We start from the raw sequence: 14,611 nt of genomic DNA, 5'->3' as shown, positions 1-14,611 counted from the left end.
CCGGGAAAAGCCCTAAACTCATGGCCCCGAGTCGGAAAGGCCCTCAATGTCCAGTCGCCCACCCTTTGAGTTCAACATCAGCGCCGCCGCTGACAAGAAGCGCAAGAAAACCGGGCGGCGCGGGATGTCGGGGGCGTTCGACACGGCGGACAAGCCGTGTGATTACCCGGGCTGCAAGGAGAAGGCCGCGTTCCGCGCGCCGAAATCGCCGGACCTGCTGGATGAGTTCTTCTGGTTCTGCAAGGACCACATCCGCGAGTACAATCTGAAGTGGAACTTCTTCCAGGGCACCACCGACGAAGAGTTCCAGAAGTTTCTCGACAAGGACCGGGTGTGGGAGCGGGAGACAAAGCCCTTCAGCCGGATCGGCGACGGCAATGCCTGGGCGCGGCTGGGGGTGAACGACCCGATGGCGCTTCTGGGCGAGAAGGCCACGCAGAATCCGGGCCGCCCAAGCTCGGCCGCGACGCGGAAGCTGCCGCCGACGGAACGCAAGGCGATCGAGATCCTGGATGCCCGCGACACGATGTCGAAGACCGAGATCCGTAAGGTCTACAAGGGGCTGATCAAGGTGCTGCACCCCGACATGAACGGTGGCGACCGCAGCCACGAAGAGCAGCTGCAGGAAGTCGTCTGGGCCTGGGAGCAGATCAAGGACAGCCGGTATTTCCGGGACTAGGCCGGTGGGGGTTAGGCCGGTGTGAACACCAGCGCAACGCCATTCATGCAGTAGCGCAGGCCAGTGGGGTCCGGGCCATCGTCGAACACATGGCCGAAATGGCCGCCACAGCGGCGGCAGTGGACTTCGGTCCGCGCGCCGAAGAGGCCGCCGTCCTCACGGGTGCGGATGGCGTCGGGGAGCGGGTCCCAGAACGAAGGCCAGCCGGTGCCGCTGTCGTATTTCGTCCTGGACGAGAAGGCGGGAAGATCACATCCGGCGCAGTGGTAGGTGCCGGGGCGCTTTTCCAGGTTGAGGGGGCTGGTGTGCGGGCGTTCCGTCGCCTCTTCGCGAAGGACCTGAAAGGCCGTGTCAGACAGGCGGGCGCGCCATTCGGCCTCGGTCAGGGTGAATTCGAAGGTCTCGGCCCGGGCCATCGGGGCGGCGAGGACGGTGAGAAGGAAGAGGCGGCGGTGCATCGGCGGTCCTTTTCTGTGGAGGATAGGCCGAAGCTACGCCGGCACGAAGTCGCAAGTTTCAGGCTCACGGCATTGGGAAGTCCGCCCTTCCCCTTGAACCCCCCTGCGTTATGTTCCAAGGATGTCCGGGTGCGGTGCAATGGGGTGCCGCCGGCGAAAGATGGACCTTCAGGATGCTGGATCAGGTGATGAAACCGACCGAGGAAATCTCGGTCCGCGATGTGTTCGGGATCGACACCGACATGCGTGTGAAGGGCTTCGCCGACCGCACCGACCGGGTGCCGGAGATCGACCCGACCTACAAGTTCGATCCGGACACGACTTTGGCGATTCTGGCGGGCTTTGCCTATAACCGCCGGGTCATGATCCAGGGCTATCACGGGACGGGCAAATCGACCCACATCGAGCAGGTGGCCGCACGGCTGAACTGGCCTTGCGTGCGGGTCAACCTCGACAGCCACATCTCCCGGATCGACCTGATCGGCAAGGATGCGATCAAGCTGCGCGACGGCAAGCAGGTGACGGAATTCCACGAGGGCATCCTGCCCTGGGCCTTGCGCAATGCGGTGGCGATCGTCTTCGACGAATACGACGCGGGCCGGGCGGACGTGATGTTCGTGATCCAGCGGGTGCTGGAGCATGACGGCAAGCTGACCCTGCTGGACCAGAACGAGATCATCACTCCGAACCCCTATTTCCGGCTGTTCGCCACGTCGAACACAGTTGGGCTTGGGGATACGACGGGGCTCTATCACGGCGTCCAGCAGATCAACCAGGCGCAGATGGACCGCTGGTCGCTGGTCGCGACGCTGAACTATCTTTCGCACGATGCCGAGACCGCGATCGTGCTGGCGAAGAACGCGCATTACAACACCGAGAAGGGCCGCAAGACCATCGGCCAGATGGTGACCGTGGCTGACCTGACCCGCACGGCCTTCATGAACGGCGATCTGTCCACCGTGATGTCGCCCCGGACGGTCCTGAACTGGGCGCAGAACGCCGAGATTTTCCGCAACGTGGGCTATGCGTTCCGGCTGACCTTCCTGAACAAGTGCGACGAGCTGGAGCGCCAGACCGTGGCCGAGTTCTACCAGCGCTGCTTCAACGAGGAACTGCCCGAGTCGGCGGCCAGCATGGCGATGAAGTAAGTGCGAGGGGCTTGGCGGAGGCAGGCCGTCGCCTGCCTTCTGGGCGTCTCGCTTGTTGCGGGATGTTTGCCGTATACAGAATTGGGGACCGCGAGCCCTTTACCTGCCAAGGGCAATGGCTGCAGAGTGACCTATATAGCCGATGGCGACACTGTGCACATGACTTGCCCAGGCACGGGTGAAGTGAAGGCGCGGCTTCTGGGGTATGATACGCCCGAGGTCTATTCGCCCGGATGCACAGCAGAGCTTGCGGCGGGGCGGCAGGCCACCGCCATCCTGCGCCAGATTGTTCAGTCCGGCCCGATCACCGATGCCAGATTTCAGGGCCTGGATCGCTATGGCCGTTCCTTGGTTCGGTTGGAGGTGGCGGGGCAGGATGTCGCGCGACAGATGATATCGACCGGGTATGCCGTGCCCTATTCCGGCGGGGCCAACCCGAATTGGTGCCGCATGCTGTGATGCGCGGGCCGGACCCGGCCCACTGAGTCCATAGAGCCGCCGGATCACGTTATATTCCTGCCTTGAAAAAGTGCATATTTCAGCGCCCAATGCTGAAATGGCGCGCGGTTTGGAAACTTTTCTGGCCGTCCTTGTGCTCGGGGCCCTGCCCGCCCCCGGAGCGGCCGATCCCTTGTTGCGCGAGTTTGCGGTCTGCGCGGGACGGCTGTCCGCGATCATGGAAGATCAGTGGATGTTCGACGGACCTGCATCCGAGCGGACGGCAGAGGAGCTTGGTGCAATGGTGTCGCTGATCGAAGCCTCGATGCCAGACGGCGCTTTGCGGCAGGTCATGGCCTGGCGGATCGACGCCAAGGTGGCGCAGCGGGGATTGCTGGCGCAAGCGCGGTTCGGGGGCGATCAGCGGGTGTCGGAAACGGCAGCGGCCAGAGCCGAAGCCCTGGCCGCCGAGTGTCGTTCGATGATCCTGAGCTAGGCCAAAGGCTTAGCCGCGGGCCGCCATCGTGGCCTTGGCCCACCAGGCCAAGTCGTCCAGCGTGGCCGCAGCCGACGGCAGCAGCGCGCCTTCGATGTCAGCCAGGTTGCCCGAGCCGCCCATGCCGGGGTGCACTTTCCAGAAGTCGCCGCCGCCGATGTGAACGGCGTTGCGGGTCGGGACCATCTGCAGTTCAACCGCGATGCCGCGCAGATGCTCCAGCGCGCGGGCGCCGCCCATCGAGCCGTAGGCAATCGCCGCCATCGGTTTGCGCGCCCAGGCGGTATAGGCCTGGTCAACGGCGTTCTTCAGCGGGCCGGTGACCGAGTGGTTGTATTCGGCGACGACGAAGATGTAGCCGTCAAAGCTCGCGATCTTCTTCTGCCACGCGACGGCGGCCGCGTTGGACGAGGGCATGTAGGCGTCCGAGGCCGGTTCATCGAACATCGGCAGGTTGAAGTCGCGCAGGTCCACGACCTCGACATCCATGTCGCCACGGGCGTCAGCCTGGGCTTTCATCCATGCGGCCGGGATGTCGGCGAAACGATGCTGGCGGGTCGACCCGATGATCAGGGCGATTTTCGGTTTGTTGGCCACGGGAGATATCCTTCACAAAGGGTGCGATTCACTGCCCCCCTTATGTGCGGCGGAGTGTCCTTATGCCAATTGCGCACACCCGCGCCGGGTCTGTGCAGGGGCGCACTGGAGATTATTGGTCGGCGTAAGGCCCGCCGTCCGCCGCGAGCGCATCGAACCAGCACATCCTGGCCGTTCCGGTAAGGATTTCGTCCACCTCCGCAGGCGAGGCGGTCGTGCCTTCCTCGAAGCTGGGGGCGCGGTAGAACAGGAGTTCCTTGGCAAAGCGGTCACCAAGGACCTTGGTATCGGCCGGGGTCGATTTGGCGGCAACGAGGCCCGAGAAGAAGACCAGCCAGTCTGCGCGGGCCGCAGCGATGTCACCCTTCGGGTCGGCCTCGATGGCGCTGACCGTGTAGGCCAGGCAGGTGATCGCGCTGTCCAGCGGGAAGTTCGGCAGCGGGTCTGCGGTCTGGGCCTGCAGCGGCAGGGTTGTCAGGAAGACAAGGGCTGCGGGGCGCATCGGGGTCTCCAGCATCGGCTGGGTTTGGCTTAGCCCGCCGCGCGCGGCCCGCACAGTGGGTTTTTCCGACCCCCGGGCAGCTCGCGGGCTTGCCGAGGCTGGGGCGGGGTGCTTTATCTTCGCTATGAACAAGCCCACCGACAATCCCGCCGATCCGTTCAAGAAAGCCCTGGCCGAGGCCACCCGCACGATGGCGGATGACCCCGAGATGACGGTGACCTATTCGGTCGACCCGGCGGGGATGAACAAGGAGGGCGTGCGCCTGCCGCAGGTCAGCCGCCGGATGACGCGGGACGAGGTGATGCTGGCCCGCGGAACGGCGGATGCCTTTGCGCTGCGGCGCAGGTTCCACGACGACGGGGTAGCCGCGCGTTATGCGCCGACCGGCCCCCTGGCGCGTGACATCTACGAGGCGATGGAAAACGCCCGGTGTGAGGCAGTGGGCGCGATTGCCATGCCCGGCACGGCGGGCAACATCGACGCGAAGATCGCGCATGAGGCGGACCGCAAAGGCTATGGCCAGGTGACGCAGGCGTCCGAGGTCCCCTTGCCGGTGGCGGCAGGGTATCTGGTGCGGCAGATGGCAACGGGGCGGGCGCTGCCGAAGTCGGCAGAGCATGCAGCGGACCTCTGGCGTGGCTTCGTCGAGGATCAGGCGGGCGAGACGCTGTCGAACCTGGACCATGTGCTTGCCGATCAGGCGGCATTCGCACGGCTGGCGCGGAAGGTGATTGCGGACCTTGGGTACGGCGACCAGTTGGGCGACGACCCCGACGCGCCCGAGGATGCGGGCGACGATCAGGCCGAAGAGGACCAGGATTCGCCGGATTCGGCGGGGGAAGAGCAGGAAGAGTCCGAGGACACCGAAGCCTCGCCCGAGCGGAGCCAGGAGGAACAGCAGGATCAGAACCAGGCGCAGGTCACGATGGAGGACAGCGCCGACATGGAACAGGGCGACGAGGCGGAGCTGCCCGAGGGCGAAGCGCCCCTGGAGCCGCCGCCGCCTGCGCCCTATTCGGACGCGGACCCGAACTATTCCGTCTACACCACGGATTTTGATGAGGAAATCAAGGCCGAGGAACTGGCCGAACCGGCCGAGTTGGAGCGGTTGCGCGCTTATCTGGACCAGCAGCTGGAGCCCCTGAAGGGCGCGGTCAGCCGCTTGGCGAACAAGCTGCAGCGCCGGCTGCAGGCGCAGCAAAACCGGTCATGGCTGTTCGATCTGGAGGAGGGCACGCTGGACGCAGGCCGTCTGGCGCGGGTGGTGGCGAACCCGACCACTCCGCTGTCGTTCAAGCAGGAGAAGGACACCGAGTTCCGCGATACCTGCGTGACGCTGCTGCTGGACAACTCGGGGTCGATGCGGGGGCGGCCGATTTCCATCGCGGCGATCTGCGCCGACGTGCTGGCCCGGACGCTGGAGCGGTGCTCGGTGAAGGTCGAGATCCTGGGCTTTACCACCCGGGCCTGGAAGGGCGGGCAGAGCCGCGAGCGGTGGCTGGCGCAGGGGCGGCCGCAGATGCCGGGGCGGCTGAACGACCTGCGGCACATCATCTACAAGTCGGCCGATGCGCCCTGGCGGCGGGTGCGGCCAAACCTTGGGCTGATGATGAAAGAGGGTTTGCTGAAGGAAAACATCGACGGCGAGGCGCTGGAATGGGCGCACCGGCGGATGCTGGCGCGGCCCGAGGCGCGGAAGATCATGATGGTGATCAGCGACGGGGCGCCGGTCGACGACTCAACCTTGTCGGTCAACCCCGCGAATTATCTGGAAAAACACCTGCGTGACGTGATCGCGATGGTCGAACGGCGGCGAGCGGTGGAACTGATTGCCATCGGCATCGGCCATGACGTGACACGCTATTACCAGCGGGCGGTGACGATCACGGATGTCGAGCAGCTGGCGGGCGCGATGACCGAGCAGCTGGCGGGCCTCTTCGAGGTGGACCCGAAGAAGCGCGCCCGGGCGTTGGGCGGGCGACGGGCGGGGTAAAGGGGGCCGTCGGCCCCCTCGGAGCTGACGCTCCTCACCCCCGAGGATATTTTGGCCAGTATGAAAGGCTAGGGCATGTTTCAAAGCTTCGAGAGCCATGCGTCTCCGGACCAGGGGCCGCCACGTCTGGCAGCGCTGCGGGAAAGGCTGTCGGCGTTGGGGTTTGCCGGATTCATCATCCCCCGTTCGGACGTGCATCAGGGCGAGTATGTGGCTGCTCGGGATGAGCGGTTGCAGTGGCTGACCGGCTTCACCGGTTCGGCCGGGTTCTGCATCGTGCTGCCCGACGTGGCGGGGGTGTTCATCGACGGGCGCTATCGGACGCAGGTGAAGGCCCAGGTGGACCTTGGCGCGTACACCCCGGTGCCGTGGCCGGAGGTAAAGCCGGGCGACTGGGTGAAGGAGAAGCTGACCGCAGGTGTGGTGGCGTTCGACCCGTGGTTGCACACGGCGGATGAGATCGAGAAGCTTGAGAAAGCACTTGAAGGAACTGGCGTAAGCATTTCAGCAACAAATGAAAATCCGGTGGATACCATCTGGCCGGATCAGCCGGACGCTCCCTCCGGCAAAGCCTTTGTGCATCCGGTGGACCTTGCGGGGGAAAGCCACGAGGCCAAGCGCGCCCGGTTGGCCGAGGCGTTGCGCAAGGCGGGGCAGAGGGCGGCGGTGGTGACGCTGCCGGATTCGCTCTGCTGGCTGCTGAACATCCGGGGCGCGGATGTGCCGAAGAACCCGGTCCTGCACGGGTTTGCGGTGCTGCATGACGACGGGCGCGTCGATCTGTTTGTGGACACGGCGAAGCTGGACGAGGCGGTGCGGACGCATCTTGGCGCCGGGGTTGAAGTGCATCCGGTGGAAAGCTTTGCGGCGGCGCTGCAGACGCTGACCGGGCCGGTGCGGGTGGACAAGGCGACGGCTCCGCTTGCGGTTTCGGACATTCTGAGGGGCGCGGGGGTCGAGGTCGTCTGGGGTGACGATCCCTGTCGTCTGCCCAAGGCCTGCAAGAACGCCGCCGAAGTCGCGGCGACGCGCGAGGCGCATTTGCGCGACGGGGCCGCGATGGTCGAATTCCTGCGCTGGCTGGACGAGGCCTCGCCCAGCGGGGGCCTGACCGAGATCTCGGTGGTGCAGGCGCTGGAAGGCTTCCGGCGGGCGACGAATGCGCTGCATGACATCAGCTTTGACACGATCTGCGGGGCGGGACCGAACGGCGCGATCATGCACTACCGCGTGACCGAGGAGACGAACCGTCCGGTCGCGCAGAACGAGCTTCTTCTGGTGGATTCGGGCGCGCAGTATCTGGACGGGACGACCGACATCACGCGCACCATAGCGGTGGGCGATCCGGGGCCAGAGGCGCGGGAGTGCTACACGCGGGTCTTGCAGGGGCTGTTCGCGATCAGCCGGGTGCGGTTCCCGAAGGGGCTGCCAGGTCGGGATATCGACGCGCTGGCGCGGTTCAATCTTTGGGTCGCGGGGCAGGATTACGACCACGGCACGGGGCACGGCGTCGGCGCGTTCCTCAGCGTGCATGAGGGGCCGCAACGAATCAGTCGGGTCTCGGAAGTGCCCTTGGAGCCGGGCATGATCCTGTCCAACGAGCCGGGCTACTACCGCGAAGGCGCCTTTGGCATCCGGCTGGAAAACCTGATCGTGGTGCAGGAGGCCCCTGCCCTGGGCGACAACCGGGCGCAGATGAGCTTCGAGACGCTGACCTTTGTCCCCTTCGACCGCCGCCTCATCCTGCGCGAGGAGCTGTCACCAGGCGAAAAGCGCTGGCTGGACGCCTATCACGCCGAGGTCATGGAAAAGCTTGCCCCGCGGGTCGCGGGTGCTACCCTTTCGTGGCTGCAGGATGCCTGCGCCCCGATCTGAGGAGGCACCAATGGCCCAAATCACCATCTCGGCAATCGACGGGCCGGTCAGGGTCACGGCGGGCGGCGTCGTTCTGGGCGAAAGCCACCGGGCGCTGGAGCTGCGCGAGGGAAGCTATCCGCCGGTCGCCTATGTCCCCCGGGCAGACATCGACATGTCGCGTCTGGTGCGGAGCGACCGGACGACGACCTGCCCCTGGAAGGGCCGGGCCAGCTATTACTCGATCATGGGCGAGGCCGGGCTGCTGGAAAACGCCGTCTGGACCTATGAGGAACCGCGTGCCGACGTGGCCGCGATTGCCGGGCACCTGGCCTTTTACCCAGACCGGGTGACGGTCACGCGCGGCTAGCGGCTTCTTCGCGGATGCGCTGGACCATCGCGCGCACCCCGTTGGACCGCTGGCTGGAGAGGTGTTCGTTCAGGCCCAGGCGGCCAAGTTCCGCGCTGGCGTCTATCTTGCCGACTTCGGCCAGCGGCACGCCGGAATAAAGCGCGTGCAGGACCGCGATCAGGCCGCGCACGATCATCGCGTCGGACTCGCCCTGGAAATCGAACTTGCCCGCGTCGATCATCGGGCGCAACCAGACCTGGCTGGCACAACCCTGAACCTTCAGCGCCGGGACCTTGAAGCTGTCGTCCAGGGGCGGCATCGCCTTGCCCAGTTCGATGACGTGCCGGTAGCGGTCTTCCCAGTCATCCAGGAAGTCGAAGGTTTCGGCGATCTCTTCAAAGGCTGGCGTGGCCATGCGCTGCTCCTTGGCTTGGGGGGGAGGTAAGCCCGCCGAGTGCAAAGGTCCAGCCCAGAGAAGCGCTTTTCAAATGCGGTGCCATCGGCTACCCAAGGGGCAGTCGTTCAGGAAGATGCCATGCCCGTTTCCCGCCGTCTTGTCGTTCTTGGCCTTGGCCTGACCCTTGCGGGTTGCGGGGGGCTGCGGGACAGCCGGTTGAACCCGTTCAACTGGTTCCGTCGGTCCGAACCGCGCGAGACGATCGTGCTGCCCGGCGAGGAAACCGATCCGCGCGGGCTGGTGGATACGGTGCTGTCGATGGACGTCGAGCCGATCCCCGGCGGCGCGGTGGTCCGGGCGCGCGGGCTGACGCCGACCCAAGGCTGGTGGAATGCCGAACTGGTCGCGCGCGATCTGGGTGACGACGGAGTCCTGGTCTACGAATTCCGCCTGTTGCCCCCGCTGGGCAAGACGGACGTGAACACGCAACAGTCGCGTGAGATCGACGTGGCGATCTACATCTCGGACGTGAAACTGCAGAACGTCCGCGAGATCGTGGTGCAGGGTGCCAGCAACGCGCGGTCAGCGCGGCGGTAGCTTTCCGGAAAAGCTCCTCGTGCGCCTTCGGCTTCTCGTCGCGAGCGAGGAGTGACGAAGTCTTCGACGAGCGGCAGGTCAGAGGTGGACGACGCGGACCTCGTTGCCCTTGGCGGAAAGCGCGATCTCGCCCTTGCAGAGCCGCATGGCGTCGTCTCCGAACGCCTCGCGCCGCCAGCCGTTCAGCGCCGGGACATCGCGGTCGCCGGCGGCGATCTGGTCAAGCTCGGAGGAGGATGCGATCAGCCGGGGGGCGACGCCCAGAGATTCGGACTTGGCCTTGAGCAGCACCCGCAGAAGGTCGGCCAGCGCCGGGTTGACCTGCATCTGTTCGCGTGAAGCGTCAATCTTCGGCATGTCCTCGGGCTTCATCTCCAGCCCCTCTTTCACCGCGGCAAGGATGCCATCGGCGATCTCGGGCTTGCGGCCTTCGCGCAGAAGCATGCGTGAACGGCCCAGTTCCTCGACCGTTGTGGGCCGGGTCGAAGCGAGTTCCAGCAGCGCGTCGTCCTTCATCACCCGGCTGCGGGGCACGTTCTGGCCCTGCGCATAGGTCTCGCGGAACTTTGCCAACGCCTTCACCACGGCGAGGAACCGGCCCGAGGTGGTGCGGGTCTTGATGCGCTGCCAGGCCTCGTCCGGGTTCACGGTGTAAGTGGCGGGATCGGTCAACAGGGACAGTTCCTCGGCCACCCAGTCGGCGCGGCCGTTCTTCTTCAGCTGCGCCGCAAGGAATTCGTAGATCACCCGCAGATGGGTGACATCGGCCAGCGCATAGTCCTTCTGGGCGTCGCTAAGGGGCCGCCGCGACCAGTCGGTGAAGCGCGAGGTCTTGTCGAGGTTCGCCTTGGCGATGCGTTTGACCAGCGTCTCGTAGCCGACCTGTTCGCCAAAGCCGCAGACCATCGCGGCAACTTGCGTGTCGAAGAGGGGGGTCGGGAAGACGCCGCCTTCGACGAAGAAGATCTCAAGATCCTGCCGGGCGGCGTGAAAGACCTTCACTGTCGCCTCGTGGCGGAAGAGGTCGTAGAGCGGCTCCATCGACATCTTGTCGCCCTCGATCGGGTCGATCAGCACGGCCTCGCCTGCACCGGGAAGCGCCATCTGGATCAGGCAGAGCTTCGACCAGTAGGTGCGTTCGCGCAGGAATTCGGTGTCGATGGTGACGAAGGGCTGGGACTTGGCAAGCGCACAATAGGCGGCAAGGTCTTCGGTCGTGGTGATCGTGCGCATGTCCTGCCTTTCGCCCGCGGGGTCATCCCGCCCATGTGTCGCACCGCTATAGGCGGGACGGGACAAAAAGGGAAGAGCCGGGGTTGTGGCGGGGACACAGGCGTGCCTTGGTGCGACCTTGGCGCAAGGAATAATCACATGCGGGGCATCTGGCTGGCAGGCGGAGTGTTGTTCCTGGGGCTGGGGCTTCTGGGTGTGGTGTTGCCGGTCCTGCCGACGACCCCTTTCCTGCTGCTGGCCGCGGGATGCTTCGCCCGGTCCTCGCCCCGATTGCATCGCTGGCTGCTGGGCCATCCGGTCTTCGGACCACCGATCCGGAACTGGGAAGAGAACGGCGCAATTTCCCGCAAGGCCAAGCGGCTGGCGGTGGGCAGCATGGCCGGAGTGTTGGTCGTGTCGCTGGTGCTGGGGTTGTCGTGGAAGGTTCTTCTGGCCCAGGTCCTGCTGATTGCGGTCGGGTCCGCCTTCGTCCTGACGCGGCCGAATGGGCCGTCAGCCTAGGTGGACGGGCGTCCGGTCCCCGGCGGCGAAACGGCGCAGGACCTGGGGGTAAAGCTGATGTTCCAGGGTCAGGACGCGGGCGGCCAGTGTATCCTCGGTATCGCCGGGCAGTACGGGGACGCGGGCCTGGCCAAGCAGGGGACCGGCGTCAAGCTCGGCAGTGACCTCGTGGACAGTGCAACCGGCCTCGGTATCGCCAGCCGCAAGGGCGCGGGCGTGGGTGTGCAGGCCGGGGTATTTCGGCAGAAGCGACGGGTGGATGTTCAGCATCCGGCCTTCGTAGCGGCGGATGAAGCCCGGGGTCAGGATGCGCATGAAGCCGGCAAGGCACAGGATGTCGGGGCGCGTGGCGTCGATCTTCCGGGTCAGCACGGCCTCGAAAGCCTCGCGGTCGCCTCCGAAGGGTCGGTGGTCGACGGCGGCCACGGGAACGCCTTGGGCGGCGGCTTTCTCCAGCCCCTTCGCGGCCGGGTCGTTCGACGCGACGAGGACGGCCTCAGCATAACCGCCTTCAGCCATGTCCCTCAGAAGCTCCAGCATGTTCGAGCCACCCCCAGAGATCAGGATGGCGACACGCTTCACAACAGGCGGCCCTGGTAGACAACCCCCTGCCCTTCAACGATGCATCCCAGACGGGTGACGGTCTCGCCTTCGGCTTGCAGGAGTTCGGTCAGGGCCTCGGCGCGGTCCTCGGCCACGACAAGGATCATGCCGATGCCGCAGTTGAAGGTCTTCAGAAGTTCAGGTTCCGACATGTTCGCGGTCTGGGCCAGCCAGCGGAAGACGGGCGGCAACGTCCACGCGCCAAGGTCGATCTCGCAGGCAAGGCCTTCGGGCAGGACGCGTGGGGGGTTCTCGGTCAGGCCACCGCCGGTGATGTGGGCAAGGCCGTGGACGCCACCCGCACGGACGGCGGCAAGGGCCTGTTTGACGTAAAGGCGGGTCGGGGTGAGGAGCGCCTGGCCGAGGCTGCCTTCGGAGAAGGGGGACGCGGCATCCCAGCCAAGGCCGGAAAGCTCGACCACCTTGCGCACGAAGCTGTAGCCGTTGGAATGGACGCCACTGGAGGCGAGACCAAGGAGGACGTCGCCCTTCTGCACGTCGCGCGGCAGGTCCTGCCCGCGTTCCATCGCGCCGACCGCGAAACCGGCAAGGTCGAAGTCGCCCTTGTGATACATGCCGGGCATCTCGGCCGTCTCGCCCCCGATCAGCGCGCAGCCGCTGTCGGCGCAGCCCTTGGCGATGCCGGTGATGATGCGGGTGGCCTCTTCCACCTCCAGCTTGCCGGTGGCGAAGTAATCCAGGAAGAAGAGAGGTTCCGCGCCCTGGCAGACCAGGTCGTTGACGCACATCGCGACCAGGTCGATGCCGATCGTGTCGACATGCCCGGTGTCGATGGCGATGCGCAGCTTTGTGCCGACACCGTCCGTGGCGGCCACAAGGATCGGGTCCTGATATCCTGCGGCCTTGAGGTCGAAAAGCGCCCCGAACCCGCCAAGCCCGCCCATCACGCCCGAGCGGCTGGTCGATCTGGCCGCAGGCTTGATCCGGTCCACCAGAGCGTTCCCGGCGTCGATGTCCACGCCCGCATCGGCATAGGTCAGACCGTTGTGCCCCGTCGCCATCATCGCATCCCCTTCGATCCCGGTTCCGCCCGTCCGCTACACCAGATGCAGCCCTGCGGCAACTGCGGGCTTGACGGGATTCAGCGGCTGCCTATTGGCTAGGCGCAACAAGGGGGGCCGGTGGAGTCGATCCGTTTCGTCTATGAGGTGCTGTTCGGGCCGGGGCTGGTGACGGCACCCGTCTATCTCGCGCTGGCGGGCCTGGCGGCCTGGGGCGTCTGGCGCTGGCGCGGCGAAGGGGATGGCTTCTGGCGCTGGCTTGTGCCGGCGCGCATCTGGGGGCATCCGTCGCACTGGATCGACCTGCAGCTTTTCGTGCTGGGTCGGGTCCTGGCGGTACTGGGGCTCTTTGGCGGGGTTGCGCTGACCACGGCGGTCGCAGCCTGGGTGGCGGGCGTGGTCCCTGCCCTTCTGCCCGCGACCAGCCTGGGGCCGGTGGCGCTGGCGTTCCTGCTCTGGCTGCCGTCGGACTTCGCGCTGTACTGGATGCACCGCTTCTTCCACCGCTGGAGCGTGATCTGGCCCCTGCACGCCGTGCACCACAGCGCCGAGGTGATGACACCCTTTACCACCTACCGCCAGCATCCCTTGTCGATCCTACTGACCGGTTGGGGAGTGGCGCTGTTCGTGGGGCTGTGTCAGGGGCTTCTGCTTGGGGCCGCAGACGGGGATCTTGCGGTGGCCGAGATCGCTGGGATCAACCTTTTCATCGTGCTGGCCAATGCAGGCCTTGCGGCGCTGCACCATTCGCATGTCTGGCTAAGCTATGGCCCGCTGGTGGAGCGCATCCTGATCTCGCCCGCCCAGCACCAGATCCATCACAGCACCGACCCCGCGCATTACGGCAAGAACCTGGGGAATTCGCTTGCGGTCTGGGACTGGATGTTCGGCACGCTCTACGTGATCCGGGGGGATGAGCGGCTGACGTTCGGGCTGACCGAAGATATGGAAAAACCGCTGATGTCCCAGCGGCTTTGGCCGGTGTTGTGGGACCCGGTCCGCAGGATGCTGCGGCGGGCGTGAGGGGTCAGTACTTGCCGGTCCCCGCGCCGTCCTCGGCATCGACGATCTCGGGCGCGCCCTCTTCCACCGGTTTGCCCTTGCCCTTGGCGACAGCGAAAATCACCGCGCCGACCAGGACCAGCAGCAGAAGGCCTTCGTTGCCGTTGTCGTTGTCGACGGCAGGCGGCGGGGCCGGAACGCCAGCCACCACGATGGTCGAGGTGGCAACCCAGGCTCCGGCCCAGGCGAAGGCGGTCGAGATGGTCTTCAGCATCGGGGATGTCCCTCTTTCCATATTCGGGTTACGCAATACAAACCCTAGCATAGCCCGGCCATATCTCAAGCGCCGCTTTGGCTTGACCCGTGCGACCGGTCTGCTAGGCAGATGCCGCTACGGGCCTGTAGCTCAATTGGTTAGAGCAGGGCGCTCATAACGCCTTGGTTGGGGGTTCGAGTCCCTCCGGGCCTACCACCCCCCCTTGCCGCGTCACAGCCCCGGATAGATCGGGAAGGTCTGGCACAGGGCCTCGACCTCGGCCTTGACCTTGGCCTCGACGGCGCCGTTGCCGTCTTCGCCGTTCGCGGCCAGGCCCTCGGTCACCTCGATGATCCAGCGGCCGATCTGGCGGAACTCGGGTTCACCGAAGCCGCGGGTGGTGCCTGCCGGGGTGCCGAGGCGGACGCCGCTGGTGGAGCGCATCCTGATCTCGCCCGCCCAGCACCAGATCCATCACAGCAC

General features: G+C 65.9%; 18 protein-coding genes, 1 tRNA gene and 1 pseudogene. 11 read left to right on the top strand and 9 right to left on the bottom strand.

Translation table 11 applies throughout. From position 1 onward, the window contains the following. Nucleotides 1-46: 46 nt before the first annotated feature. Nucleotides 47-679 carry a DnaJ domain-containing protein gene (locus U1E69_RS15270; protein ID WP_322245268.1) on the top strand — a complete coding sequence of 211 codons (633 nt, stop codon included), beginning with the start codon at nucleotides 47-49 and terminating at the stop codon, nucleotides 677-679. An 11-nt stretch (nucleotides 680-690) separates the two neighbouring features. On the opposite strand, the gene msrB is transcribed toward U1E69_RS15270, so the two are convergent. Beyond that, entirely contained in the window at nucleotides 691-1,137 is a 447-nt protein-coding gene (gene msrB, locus U1E69_RS15265) for a peptide-methionine (R)-S-oxide reductase MsrB (RefSeq protein ID WP_322245267.1), read from the bottom strand. Between the two features lie 173 nt (nucleotides 1,138-1,310). On the opposite strand from msrB, the gene cobS reads away from it, so the two are divergent. The 3 genes from cobS to U1E69_RS15250 all read left to right on the top strand — a co-directional run bounded on the left by cobS (nucleotide 1,311) and on the right by U1E69_RS15250 (nucleotide 3,219). Continuing rightward, nucleotides 1,311-2,285: a cobaltochelatase subunit CobS gene (gene cobS / locus U1E69_RS15260; protein WP_322245266.1), complete on the top strand. Its 975-nt coding sequence runs from the start codon at nucleotides 1,311-1,313 to the stop codon at nucleotides 2,283-2,285. A 126-nt stretch (nucleotides 2,286-2,411) separates the two neighbouring features. Next, a complete protein-coding gene (locus U1E69_RS15255) occupies nucleotides 2,412-2,744 on the top strand; it encodes a thermonuclease family protein (protein WP_322245265.1) in 333 nt (110 codons plus the stop codon). A 97-nt stretch (nucleotides 2,745-2,841) separates the two neighbouring features. Continuing rightward, on the top strand, nucleotides 2,842-3,219 hold the full coding sequence (locus U1E69_RS15250; protein ID WP_322245264.1) for a hypothetical protein: 378 nt from the start codon (nucleotides 2,842-2,844) through the stop codon (nucleotides 3,217-3,219). A gap of 9 nt (nucleotides 3,220-3,228) precedes the next feature. Here the strand turns inward: U1E69_RS15250 and U1E69_RS15245 are convergent, their stop codons facing one another. Both U1E69_RS15245 and U1E69_RS15240 read right to left on the bottom strand, forming a co-directional pair. After that, complete coding sequence (locus U1E69_RS15245) at nucleotides 3,229-3,816, bottom strand: NADPH-dependent FMN reductase (RefSeq protein ID WP_322245263.1); 588 nt, start codon at nucleotides 3,814-3,816, stop codon at nucleotides 3,229-3,231. A gap of 112 nt (nucleotides 3,817-3,928) precedes the next feature. After that, complete coding sequence (locus U1E69_RS15240) at nucleotides 3,929-4,318, bottom strand: hypothetical protein (RefSeq protein WP_322245262.1); 390 nt, start codon at nucleotides 4,316-4,318, stop codon at nucleotides 3,929-3,931. A gap of 124 nt (nucleotides 4,319-4,442) precedes the next feature. On the opposite strand from U1E69_RS15240, the gene cobT reads away from it, so the two are divergent. The 3 genes from cobT to U1E69_RS15225 all read left to right on the top strand — a co-directional run bounded on the left by cobT (nucleotide 4,443) and on the right by U1E69_RS15225 (nucleotide 8,535). After that, entirely contained in the window at nucleotides 4,443-6,311 is a 1,869-nt protein-coding gene (cobT, locus tag U1E69_RS15235) for a cobaltochelatase subunit CobT (RefSeq protein ID WP_322245261.1), read from the top strand. Between the two features lie 75 nt (nucleotides 6,312-6,386). Next, a complete protein-coding gene (locus U1E69_RS15230; RefSeq protein WP_322245260.1) occupies nucleotides 6,387-8,186 on the top strand; it encodes an aminopeptidase P family protein in 1,800 nt (599 codons plus the stop codon). Between the two features lie 10 nt (nucleotides 8,187-8,196). Next, nucleotides 8,197-8,535, top strand: coding sequence for a DUF427 domain-containing protein (locus tag U1E69_RS15225; RefSeq protein ID WP_322245259.1), 339 nt, complete (start codon nucleotides 8,197-8,199; stop codon nucleotides 8,533-8,535). Here the strand turns inward: U1E69_RS15225 and U1E69_RS15220 are convergent. Beyond that, the gene (locus tag U1E69_RS15220) at nucleotides 8,522-8,932 is read right to left on the bottom strand and encodes a SufE family protein (protein ID WP_322245258.1); all 411 of its coding nucleotides are present in this window, start codon (nucleotides 8,930-8,932) and stop codon (nucleotides 8,522-8,524) included. The genes U1E69_RS15225 and U1E69_RS15220 overlap by 14 nt on opposite strands. A gap of 120 nt (nucleotides 8,933-9,052) precedes the next feature. Here U1E69_RS15220 and U1E69_RS15215 point away from each other — a divergent pair, with 120 nt between their 5' ends. Then, the gene (locus U1E69_RS15215) at nucleotides 9,053-9,511 is read left to right on the top strand and encodes a hypothetical protein (protein WP_322245257.1); all 459 of its coding nucleotides are present in this window, start codon (nucleotides 9,053-9,055) and stop codon (nucleotides 9,509-9,511) included. Nucleotides 9,512-9,589: 78 nt separating this feature from the next. Here U1E69_RS15215 and rnd read toward each other — a convergent pair whose 3' ends face one another. Continuing rightward, nucleotides 9,590-10,744: a ribonuclease D gene (rnd, locus tag U1E69_RS15210; RefSeq protein ID WP_322245256.1), complete on the bottom strand. Its 1,155-nt coding sequence runs from the start codon at nucleotides 10,742-10,744 to the stop codon at nucleotides 9,590-9,592. A 138-nt stretch (nucleotides 10,745-10,882) separates the two neighbouring features. On the opposite strand from rnd, the gene U1E69_RS15205 reads away from it, so the two are divergent. After that, nucleotides 10,883-11,245 carry a YbaN family protein gene (locus U1E69_RS15205; RefSeq protein ID WP_322245255.1) on the top strand — a complete coding sequence of 121 codons (363 nt, stop codon included), beginning with the start codon at nucleotides 10,883-10,885 and terminating at the stop codon, nucleotides 11,243-11,245. On the opposite strand, the gene purN is transcribed toward U1E69_RS15205, so the two are convergent. Both purN and purM read right to left on the bottom strand, forming a co-directional pair. After that, a complete protein-coding gene (gene purN, locus U1E69_RS15200; protein WP_322245254.1) occupies nucleotides 11,237-11,827 on the bottom strand; it encodes a phosphoribosylglycinamide formyltransferase in 591 nt (196 codons plus the stop codon). The two genes, U1E69_RS15205 and purN, sit on opposite strands and share 9 nt — an antisense overlap. Next, the gene (purM, locus tag U1E69_RS15195; RefSeq protein WP_322245253.1) at nucleotides 11,824-12,870 is read right to left on the bottom strand and encodes a phosphoribosylformylglycinamidine cyclo-ligase; all 1,047 of its coding nucleotides are present in this window, start codon (nucleotides 12,868-12,870) and stop codon (nucleotides 11,824-11,826) included. Before purM ends, purN begins: the two co-directional genes overlap by 4 nt. Nucleotides 12,871-12,990: 120 nt before the next feature. On the opposite strand from purM, the gene U1E69_RS15190 reads away from it, so the two are divergent. Continuing rightward, nucleotides 12,991-13,893: a sterol desaturase family protein gene (locus U1E69_RS15190; RefSeq protein WP_322245252.1), complete on the top strand. Its 903-nt coding sequence runs from the start codon at nucleotides 12,991-12,993 to the stop codon at nucleotides 13,891-13,893. A gap of 4 nt (nucleotides 13,894-13,897) precedes the next feature. Here U1E69_RS15190 and U1E69_RS15185 read toward each other — a convergent pair whose 3' ends face one another. Further along, a complete protein-coding gene (locus U1E69_RS15185; RefSeq protein WP_322245251.1) occupies nucleotides 13,898-14,146 on the bottom strand; it encodes a hypothetical protein in 249 nt (82 codons plus the stop codon). Between the two features lie 121 nt (nucleotides 14,147-14,267). Between U1E69_RS15185 and U1E69_RS15180 the strand changes: the two genes are divergently transcribed. After that, a tRNA-Ile gene (locus tag U1E69_RS15180) sits at nucleotides 14,268-14,344 on the top strand. A gap of 15 nt (nucleotides 14,345-14,359) precedes the next feature. Here the strand turns inward: U1E69_RS15180 and glyA are convergent. After that, a pseudogene (glyA, locus tag U1E69_RS15175) lies at nucleotides 14,360-14,563 on the bottom strand (serine hydroxymethyltransferase); the annotation flags it as partial. Nucleotides 14,564-14,611 lie beyond the last annotated feature (48 nt).

The organism is Tabrizicola sp. (assembly GCF_034366665.1).
Taxonomy (GTDB): domain Bacteria; phylum Pseudomonadota; class Alphaproteobacteria; order Rhodobacterales; family Rhodobacteraceae; genus Tabrizicola.
Note: the sequence above shows the minus strand (reverse complement) of the source record. Positions and strands in the feature narration are given on the sequence as shown.